The 9,492-nt window shown below is 28.4% G+C and carries 12 protein-coding genes and 1 tRNA gene; 2 read left to right on the plus strand and 11 right to left on the minus strand.

What is annotated here, in order from left to right; genetic code table 11:
- Positions 1-145: 145 nt before the first annotated feature.
- Positions 146-802, plus strand: a complete 657-nt coding sequence (locus Q0649_RS01495; RefSeq protein WP_298836511.1) for a PIN domain-containing protein — start codon at positions 146-148, stop codon at positions 800-802.
- Positions 803-901: 99 nt separating this feature from the next.
- Here the strand turns inward: Q0649_RS01495 and Q0649_RS01500 are convergent, their stop codons facing one another.
- The 9 genes from Q0649_RS01500 to Q0649_RS01540 all read right to left on the minus strand — a co-directional run bounded on the left by Q0649_RS01500 (position 902) and on the right by Q0649_RS01540 (position 6,938).
- Complete coding sequence (locus Q0649_RS01500; protein ID WP_298836519.1) at positions 902-1,516, minus strand: LysM peptidoglycan-binding domain-containing protein; 615 nt, start codon at positions 1,514-1,516, stop codon at positions 902-904.
- Between the two features lie 213 nt (positions 1,517-1,729).
- Positions 1,730-1,990, minus strand: a complete 261-nt coding sequence (locus tag Q0649_RS01505) for a YkuS family protein (protein ID WP_298836520.1) — start codon at positions 1,988-1,990, stop codon at positions 1,730-1,732.
- A gap of 146 nt (positions 1,991-2,136) precedes the next feature.
- Positions 2,137-2,340: a heavy-metal-associated domain-containing protein gene (locus Q0649_RS01510; protein ID WP_298836523.1), complete on the minus strand. Its 204-nt coding sequence runs from the start codon at positions 2,338-2,340 to the stop codon at positions 2,137-2,139.
- Between the two features lie 13 nt (positions 2,341-2,353).
- Complete coding sequence (locus tag Q0649_RS01515) at positions 2,354-3,265, minus strand: stage 0 sporulation family protein (RefSeq protein ID WP_298836525.1); 912 nt, start codon at positions 3,263-3,265, stop codon at positions 2,354-2,356.
- A 27-nt stretch (positions 3,266-3,292) separates the two neighbouring features.
- Positions 3,293-4,237 carry a DNA polymerase III subunit delta' gene (locus Q0649_RS01520; protein ID WP_298836527.1) on the minus strand — a complete coding sequence of 315 codons (945 nt, stop codon included), beginning with the start codon at positions 4,235-4,237 and terminating at the stop codon, positions 3,293-3,295.
- A 57-nt stretch (positions 4,238-4,294) separates the two neighbouring features.
- A complete protein-coding gene (locus Q0649_RS01525; protein ID WP_298836528.1) occupies positions 4,295-4,624 on the minus strand; it encodes a cyclic-di-AMP receptor in 330 nt (109 codons plus the stop codon).
- A 15-nt stretch (positions 4,625-4,639) separates the two neighbouring features.
- Positions 4,640-5,260, minus strand: a complete 621-nt coding sequence (gene tmk, locus Q0649_RS01530) for a dTMP kinase (RefSeq protein ID WP_298836530.1) — start codon at positions 5,258-5,260, stop codon at positions 4,640-4,642.
- 38 nt (positions 5,261-5,298) lie between these two features.
- Positions 5,299-6,747 (minus strand): aminotransferase class I/II-fold pyridoxal phosphate-dependent enzyme, encoded by a 1,449-nt coding sequence (locus Q0649_RS01535; protein WP_298836532.1) that lies wholly within the window; start codon positions 6,745-6,747, stop codon positions 5,299-5,301.
- Positions 6,726-6,938 (minus strand): sigma factor G inhibitor Gin, encoded by a 213-nt coding sequence (locus tag Q0649_RS01540; RefSeq protein WP_298836534.1) that lies wholly within the window; start codon positions 6,936-6,938, stop codon positions 6,726-6,728. The genes Q0649_RS01535 and Q0649_RS01540 overlap by 22 nt, the downstream gene beginning before the upstream one ends.
- Before the next feature lie 379 nt (positions 6,939-7,317).
- On the opposite strand from Q0649_RS01540, the gene Q0649_RS01545 reads away from it, so the two are divergent.
- Positions 7,318-8,442, plus strand: coding sequence for a M20 family peptidase (locus tag Q0649_RS01545; RefSeq protein WP_298836536.1), 1,125 nt, complete (start codon positions 7,318-7,320; stop codon positions 8,440-8,442).
- 88 nt (positions 8,443-8,530) lie between these two features.
- On the opposite strand, the gene Q0649_RS01550 is transcribed toward Q0649_RS01545, so the two are convergent.
- Together Q0649_RS01550 and Q0649_RS01555 are read right to left on the minus strand one after the other, a co-directional pair.
- Complete coding sequence (locus Q0649_RS01550; protein WP_298836538.1) at positions 8,531-9,025, minus strand: hypothetical protein; 495 nt, start codon at positions 9,023-9,025, stop codon at positions 8,531-8,533.
- 331 nt (positions 9,026-9,356) lie between these two features.
- Positions 9,357-9,431 (minus strand) — tRNA-Cys (locus Q0649_RS01555).
- Positions 9,432-9,492 lie beyond the last annotated feature (61 nt).

The raw sequence follows: 9,492 nt of genomic DNA on the forward strand, positions 1-9,492 counted from the left end.
CAACAAAAGAAGTATACCTCAATTTTTATTGGTAAATCAAGATAATCCAAACTTTATTATTTTTTTATAATTATTAAACTACTATTAGCAACCATTGTTGAATATATATGTTAGTATAGAATAATCGATTTTAATGAGGTTAAAAATGCAATTAATATTATATCCATTTAAAAATATAGTTTTCAATAAAAACTCTGTGTTATTAGATGCATCTTTCTTACTCAGCTTAATTTATGATGACGACATCAAGCATAGCGATTGTTTATCATGTTTAAAACAACTTTCAGAAGGATCTTCTGTTTTTTACACTACTAGTATTATAACAGCTGAGGTTATGAATAAAATACTTTATAAATTATTTATTAGTGACATCCAATGCAAAATAAATAATAGCAGTCCTTACAACTCAATGGATAATATTAGATCTATTACAAATAGTTTTAGCCGTCATGACACAAAAATATTAAAGGAAAAGAAAAAAGACAGACTTATCCATATACCATATAAAAGATATTTTGATAATATTTCTAAAAATTCTATGAAAAGAAACCTACTTAATATCTATTACAGTAAATCTGTAGAAATAATTTCAGAATTAGAAAAAATTATAAATATAAAATATCTTAATATTTCTGAAGAATGCATTTCATTAGTGAAAAAATTTATGTGTGACAGCTTATTGTCAGTAAATGACGCTTTCCACATAGCAACTGCAGAGCACAACAATATAGATTTCTTACTAACTTTGGATGGTGATTTTATTTTTGCTGAGAGCAGTGAAATGAAAGTACTCAAAATTTAATAAAAACTAATCTTCAGCTCAATTAGTTTAATTCTTTTGCACTATTATAAAAAAAGAAGTGTACCTTTGATTATCTCAAAATACACTTCTTTGTGTTTGTTATCTAGGAATATAAATATGTGTGCCATCTTTTATTTCGTTCTCATTTATAATTTTATTTGTTTCCTTTAGCATTACAATAGCTTTTTTCACACTATAAGAAGGCATATTATTTTTAGCAATTGAAGTTAATGTATCTTGTTTTTTAACAGTATATTCAATAGTATTTCCTTCTGTAACAACAGCCTTTGAAACCTCTGACTTTATTTCATATGGGATTACTATTTTTTGACCCTCTACAATTTTATAAGATTCACCCATACTATTTCTAGTTTTAATAAATTCAACGATTTTGTTTTTATCCTGACTAGGCATATATGTTTTAGCAATACTAAACACTGTGTCATTCTTTTTAACAGTATAGATTCCAACATTAGTTTTATCATTTATATAAGCAACATCCATTTTATTAGTTTCTGCTTCTGAAGTAGTTTTGTTTGTCGTTTTATCATTACTTGCTATAGAATTAGTATTATCATTTTGAACTATAGTACCATCTCCCGACTTCACATTAGCAACGTGTTCTTGTCCTCCTGTAAATCTTACCGCAAGAAAAACCACTAAAATTAATACAGCAATGGTAGATATACTAATTATTCCTTTTTTCATTCTCATATTTAAAACCCCTTTATTATTTATTTGTTAATCAACTATATTTATAATCATTGACATAATTTAGATGTCTCATACATGTTGTACCGCTTATTATTATATAATTGCTAAAAATATTATTTTAAAAATTATTCATATATTAAAATGTGTTCTATTAAAAACTTAAGGCTGTTAACCCTTTAGGTTAACAGCCTTTATCAATTACAACTTCACATATTATTTCCTATTACTTTTTTCTATTTGATCCCTAACTTCTTCCCCTGTCATACCAGTCGCATCGATAATCGGACTAGTTGTTATAGTTTCTTCAATTCCCATTATATTTTGATTTTCGCCAGTAACGACAACGACATCATACCTATCTAAAAAATGACCTGCATTCTTTTTACTATTGTTAAATTCTTTGACAGTATAACCTTCATTACTTAAATAACTTATAATTGGCTTCAGTCCCTCTTGTACTGCTACTTTTTTCATATTTTACGCCTCCATTCGAAATTGTTTTATTAAATTATTATCTCCATTAAAAAAAAGCATATTCAAATGTTAATATTTATATTTTTGTTTTAATTTTAATTATTAAAAAATAAAAAACGGAGAAAATTTCATTTTCTCCGTTTTTTTTATATAACTGCATACCCAGCTTCTTCAATTGATTCAATTAAATTATCCAATTTTATAAAATAATCATCATATATTATTTCTATTTGTTTACTTTCGATATTTATTTGGCAAGCGATTACGCCTTGATTATTTGATATTGCTAAATTAATATTACTAATATCTTCTGAAGTATTCATGTTACATACTTTTATAACTGACTTCATCTTCCCCCCCCTCCTAGTTATCTTTAATTAATTCCTTTATTATATACGCATCTTCTCCATTTTTAGATAATTCTAATTTAATATCTTCATCATTTGCAGCATCTTCATATCTTCCTGTAACTAATGTTAAGTCTTCAATTTTAACCTCAACGATTTCTTCATCACTACCATTAAGTTTTATCTTAATCTTGACTGATTCTTTTACAACACTATTGCCAATGACTTCTGATTTCCCATAAGGTGTATCTACTACAGACCCTACTGTAGGTAAAGTTTTTCTTATTTTTTCATAAGTTTCCTGCTCATAATTCAAACAACACATTAATCTACCACAAATACCTGAAATTTTTGTAGGATTTAATGATAAATTTTGCTCTTTAGCCATTTTTATTGATACTGGTGCAAATTCACCAAGAAAAGTTGAGCAACACATAGGTCTACCACATGGTCCCAGACCACCAACCATTTTTGCTTCATCCCTAACGCCTATTTGTCTAAGTTCTATTCTTGTTCTGAAAACTGCAGCTAAATCTTTTACGAGTTCACGAAAATCAACACGTCCATCTGCCGTAAAATAAAATATAACTTTGTTATTATCAAATGTATACTCTACATCTATAAGCTTCATATCAAGTTCATGTTTATGTATCTTCTCTAAGCATATTTCATATGCTTCCTTTTCTTTTCGCTTATTATCCAAGTCTTTCTCTGCATCTGCATCTGTAGCTTTTCTAATAACACATTTGAGAGGAGATACTATATCATCTTCCATTATCTCTTTTTTCCCAATAACACATTCTCCAAATTCTATCCCTCTTACAGTTTCTACAATAACTCTATCTTCTTTTTTAATATCTATATCGTTTGGACTAAAATAATATATCTTACCAGCTTTCTTAAATCGTACTCCTATTACTGTAACCATGTTAAATCATCTCCTTGCGAAATGTCGTTAAACCTCCTGCATTTTAAGTAACATTACTTCAAACGCTAACGACGGGTTAACATTTCTATCTAAGTTTTCTCGAGTATCATTTATTATATTTATAATACCATTTAATTTGTTAAATGAAAATATGTTAGATAACTCTTTTATATTTAATAATTTATCTATATTAATAATTAAATTTTCTTCTTCAACTTCCTTATATATTATAGTATCCCTAATATACGAAAGAAATGCAGTTAATATTTCTTCAAAGTTGTCTTTTTGATTAGATAATTTCTTTTCATATTTAATTAATTCCTCAGTTCTAACACTATTTAACTTAAGCAATATTTCCAAGGTAATATCTCTAATATCCTTAAAATTATTATCATTAATAAATTTTTCAGCCTTTCCTGGTATTCCATCACTAAAAGCTAAAATCACTTTTATTTGATCTATTTGTAAATCGGAATAATTTTTACTTAAAAACTCTTTCATTTCATCCCTATTCAAATTCTTCAGCTTATGTATTTGGCATCTTGATTTTATTGTATCCAATATAACTTCAAGGTTTTCACACAATAAGATTATAGTCACATTTTTAGGTGGCTCCTCAATTGTTTTTAAAAAAGCATTTTGCGCTTGCACTGTCATTTTGTGAGCGTGGTATATAATAATAACTTTCTTATCTCCTTCAAAAGGTTTTTTATTAATCTCTTCAATCAAGGTTCTTATAGAACTAACGCCTATTGTACTTTTATTTTTATCAATTTGCCATTCAACTAAATCAACATACTGCCTATCTTCATTTTTACCTAAAATCATAAGCCCTATGTTTTTAGCGAGTATACTTTTCCCTATTCCATCTTCTCCAACTAAAATATGAGCATGCGATAATTTATCTAATTGTATGGCTTTCGTTATTTGATTTTTTATATTATTATGTCCTATTATATCCTCAAAACTCATTTTAGGCCTCCATGCACAGAAGCAAGTATAACTTTATATATACTTGCTTCCAATTAATTATACCTTTATATACTTATCTACATCAACTACGAATACATTTGCTCCACCTACATCTACTTCAATAGGAAATGGCATATATACCCCTGTAGAGCCAGCCACAGGTGATGGTGATGATATTATTTGCTTTCTCTCCTTACATACTTCCTCGATAATAGTTAAAACTTCATCCACCTTTTCTTTTTCAACACCAATTAATAATGTAGTATTTCCTGATTTTAAAAATCCTCCAGTAGTCGCGAGTTTTGTAACCCTAAAACCCTTATCAGTTATTGTTTCGATTAAATCATTTGAATCATCATCTTGTACAATTGCAATAACTAATTTCATATAATCACACCCCTTCTATAATTTTATTATTTTAATTTTATTTATTATATCTTTGTGTATTTGTTCTACACTTTTATTACCATCTACTACTTCTATTTTATCATATTTTTTACAAATATCCATGTAACCTTCAAAAACTTTTTTATGAAATTCATCTCCACTATTTTCTAAGCGATCTAATTTCCCTTGCTTTTTCTTTCTATTTAACCCTTCCTCATATGGAATTGTAATCATAAGTGTTATATCCGGCTTAAGCCCATCTAATGCTACCTCATTAATACTCTTTATTCTCTCCATACCAAGCCCCCGACCAATTCCTTGATAAACCATAGAAGAATAAACAAAACGATCACATACGACTATCATGCCTTGCATTAATGCTGGCTTTATAACCTCACTTACTAATTGTGCCCTTGAAGCCGCATATAATAACGCTTCACACATATAGCTCATATTAGAATTATCATTATCCAAAATTATTTCTCTTATTTTTTCACTAATTTCTGTCCCACCAGGTTCCCTGACTTTTACTACTTCATATCCAGATTGTTGTAAATATTTTTCTAATAGCTCTATCTGTGTAGTTTTCCCTGAACCATCTGGGCCTTCTAATACTATCATACGCCCTCTTTTCATTCGATCTCCTCCATCAATATGTATAATGACCATAGCCTTTATTTTGCTACTATTGCAACTTTCCCATCATTAATTCCTAGCACTGTTACATTACACTTCAAATAATATAATATCAAAGCTATATTCTTCTCATCTAGCATTTCCCCAGGCATTACAATTGGTATACCAGGTGGATATGGAACTATTGCCACTGCACATATTTCACCATTTGAATTTTTTAAATCTACAGTAATTTTATCACTATCCATTACTTCATATGGGAACATGCTTTGCTTTGGCATATCATAATCTATTATCTGTACATACTTCTCCTTTAAAAACTCCATATTACAATCTTTAAGAGCTAAATAAAGTTTTTCAAAATCTTGCTCCTTAGTAAAAGGTGAAAATATTAGAACTACATTCCTGCAGTCACTCATCTCAGCTTGTATTTTGTTTCGCCTTAAATAATCTAACAATTTATGACCACTATACCCTTTAGGCACATTTAATATATATCTAGTTAAATCCATCGTATACTTATTACTATCTTTAATAGATTTTTCTGATGCATCCTCTAAGTCTTCCTGACCTAGTATATGAAATTTACCCAAGCTATTAATTTTAGCCCTATTTAATTTACACATTTCAACTAGCTCTCCGTAATCCCTTTCACCATATTCCTCAATATAAAACCTAGCATAGTCCATGGAACATAAAAACATATATGATGGACTCGTACTTAAAAATGCACTTACATAAAAATCCACTTTATTTATATCTATATTCGGACCTACATGTAAAAAAGCTGTTTGAGTTAGGCTGGGTAGAGTTTTATGTGCACTCATAACTACCATATTCGCTCCCATCTTCAAAGGATTTTCAGGTAATAACTTATTAGCGCCAAAATGGGCACCATGAGCAGCATCTATTAACACCTTAATATTATATTTTTTAGCGGTTGCAATAATATATGATAAATCAAGACATATACCATAATAATTGGGATATGTAATTATAATTCCTTTAGCATCCTTGTTTTTTCTGATTAAAGAAAGAAAATGCTCCTTATCGAAAGGAAAAGGAACATCATATTTTGAATTAAACTTATTTTTAATATATACAGGTTTTAGTTTTCTCATAATTATTGCATTATATATTGATCTATGACAATTTCTCTCTACAATAATTTTATCACCTTCATTGAAAACTGAAAAGATCATAGTAAAATTTCCACTAGTACTACCATTAACTAGAAAATAAGATTTTATACTTCCATAATAACTACTCAATAATTGTTGAGATTCTTTTATTATCCCTTCTGCATGATGAAGATTATCTAATCCATCAACTTCAGTAATATCTCCCTTAATAAAATTTTCATAAAGTTCTCTACCTTTCGCCGTTTTTAAAAAACCCAGCCCTCCTTTATGGCCTGGCATACAAAAGGGAACATTTTTTTCTTTTATATATGTTAACACTCCATCTACAAGTGGTAATCTTGACAATCCTTAGTCACTCCTCTTGGTATAAACTGTACTAAATTCTTTCTTATACAGTTTTTGTAATATTCATAAAAATCGTTATTAGCCTTTGCTTTTATAATTCTTTCTTCACAATTTTTGCAAATTCCTCTTCCATTTATTATTATACCACCATTTAGAGGCTTTCTACATATAATACATTTTTCTTTTTGCATAATTTCCCCCTTAACCTCTTTACCTTAAATCATTTTCTATCAATTAAATAATTCATTTTTAAATGACTTTAAATCTACCTACCTTATAGTCTTTATAATATATTTTATTCATCTAAATACAGTTTCTTATTTTGTCCACCTAAAAATTAAAAATATATTTATCTACATTTTATGATATAACCTTTCATTTAAATTTACGCTTTGACCTTAGATTCCCTAAAACTAATAACACATCCGTATACTCGACTATTTTAAATTATTAAATGTTATTTGTTTTGATTTAACTTAGTAATTTTATTTTTTATTATCAATATATTTATATAACTTCGGTTATACTAATCATGTTAATAATCATAAGATTTTGAGAGGAGAACAATCTATGAAACAAGAAATTATAAGTTATATAGATAGTATAAAAGATGATATATACAATTTGTCAACCTACCTTTATGATAATCCTGAAACAAGTTATAAAGAATATAAAGGTTCTGCTTACATAATAAATATGTTAAAAAATAATGGTTTTAATGTAAAAGAAAACTATTGTAATATTCCTACTGCTTTTTATGCCCAATACGGCGTTGGCCATCCTAAAATATGTTATATATGCAAATATACTTCCACTGAAAAAACAGGTCATGTTTTTGGCAATAATGTTAATGCGAGTATTTCTGTCGCTGCAGCATTAGGTCTATCAAAAGTGGTTTCTAAAAGTGGTGGAAGTGTTCTTATACTAGGCTGCCCGGGTGAATATTCCAATGGAGCAGAATTAACTATAACAAAAGAAAAATGTTTTGAAGATATAGATATTATCATTGCACCTCATTGTGATATAACCAATGCAGAAAGTGGTACCTCCATGGCTATAATTCCAATTAAACTTAAATATATTGTTGATACTACTAATTTTTCTCCTTTAGAATCGTATTTATTCATATTTAATTCATTAACTCATTTGCTAAAAGGAGTCCCTTCTAGCTGTTTTATTGACAATATATCTATAACCAATATCGCACCAAATAATAATTCTTCTTTACAATCGGAGGCCAAGTTTTATATTAAAGCTACTACCCTAAATGAAGCTGAAGTTTTTGAGAAAAAAATCGTGACACTTATTAAGTCGTTATCTCAAATAATAAATGTACCAGAAGACATTAGCATGTTTGAATTACCTTCGGAGGAACTTTTAACTAATAAACCTTTGTCAAGATTACTTGCACACAACTTAAAAGAATGTGGCATTATTAATATTGATTGTTGCAAAAACAGTTCATATGGCCTAGGTATAGGTGCTATAAGCCACATAACTCCCTCTATATACCCTTCAATATCTATTACAGAGAATAAGTTAATAAATTGCCCCTCCCCTGCCTTTGCATTAGAAACACAAACTGCTTTCTGTAAAACTAATATCCTAAAAGCAGCTACTGCACTTGCCATTACAGGGCTTGATATTATTGAAAAACAAGATTTATTAAAAGAAATTACTATCGAATTAAAATAATACAAAATTATTTATAGATATTTCACGACAAAAAGAAGTATAATTAATTTCAAATTATACTTCTTTTTTATGTATATTATATTCGTTATTAAAGTACTGATTTTTCTTTTAGTAACCTTATTTTTTTCATAAGACCATCACTAGGTTCAAAATAAAACTTTTTGAACTTATTCCCTGCTTTATATACACAACAAAGTTTACTTCCAATAAACGTAGAACATACATACTTTTTGCTACCACTTATATGGATTTCTGAACTGTAGTTACTATCCTTACCAATATACTCTATATCTTTTAACTTAATATCTTCTCTTATTGTTACCTCTTGCCCTTTTATTTTATGAATAATAAATTGATCTGCTACAATTAAATACTTATATTTAACCTTACACTTTGAAAATTCCATATAACAAAGAGCAATCATTATCGTATTAAAAAACAAAGTTACAAATGTTTTAATATTTATGCTTCCTATACTCATCTTAGGTAATAAATCTGATAGGCATATAAATATAATTAATGTAATAAACAAAGATACCACAGCTGGAAACTTCTTTCTCTGAACCATTTCTTTATACATCAAACCCAGACCTCCTAGATTAATTAAAAAAATCAGGCATATACGTTTCTCTACCCAACATATGTGATTATACTATCATTTCATATAATAATCTACTTGTACTAAGTTCATTATATTGTATATACCTCAGTATAATGTCATGTAGTAAATTTATATACATCAAGATATGTATTTTTAAGGTTTACTCGTATTTACTAACTTGTGATAAATATTATGTATATTTTAGTTTTTTATCTTTAATAAAATATTGGAGTATACTTAGAAAATTCAAGTAACTCTCTCTTATTTATCGTTACAAATAAATAAAACACTTTGTAATATATACAAAGTGTTTTGGAGGCGCCACCCGGATTTGAACCGGGGAATAAAGGTTTTGCAGACCTTGACCTTACCGCTTGGCTATAGCGCCATAAAATTGGTGGCTAAACCCGGAATCGAACCAGGGACACGAGGATTTTCAGTCCTCTGCT

This window comes from uncultured Clostridium sp., from assembly GCF_937920395.1.
In the GTDB taxonomy this organism is placed as follows: domain Bacteria; phylum Bacillota; class Clostridia; order Clostridiales; family Clostridiaceae; genus Clostridium_AD.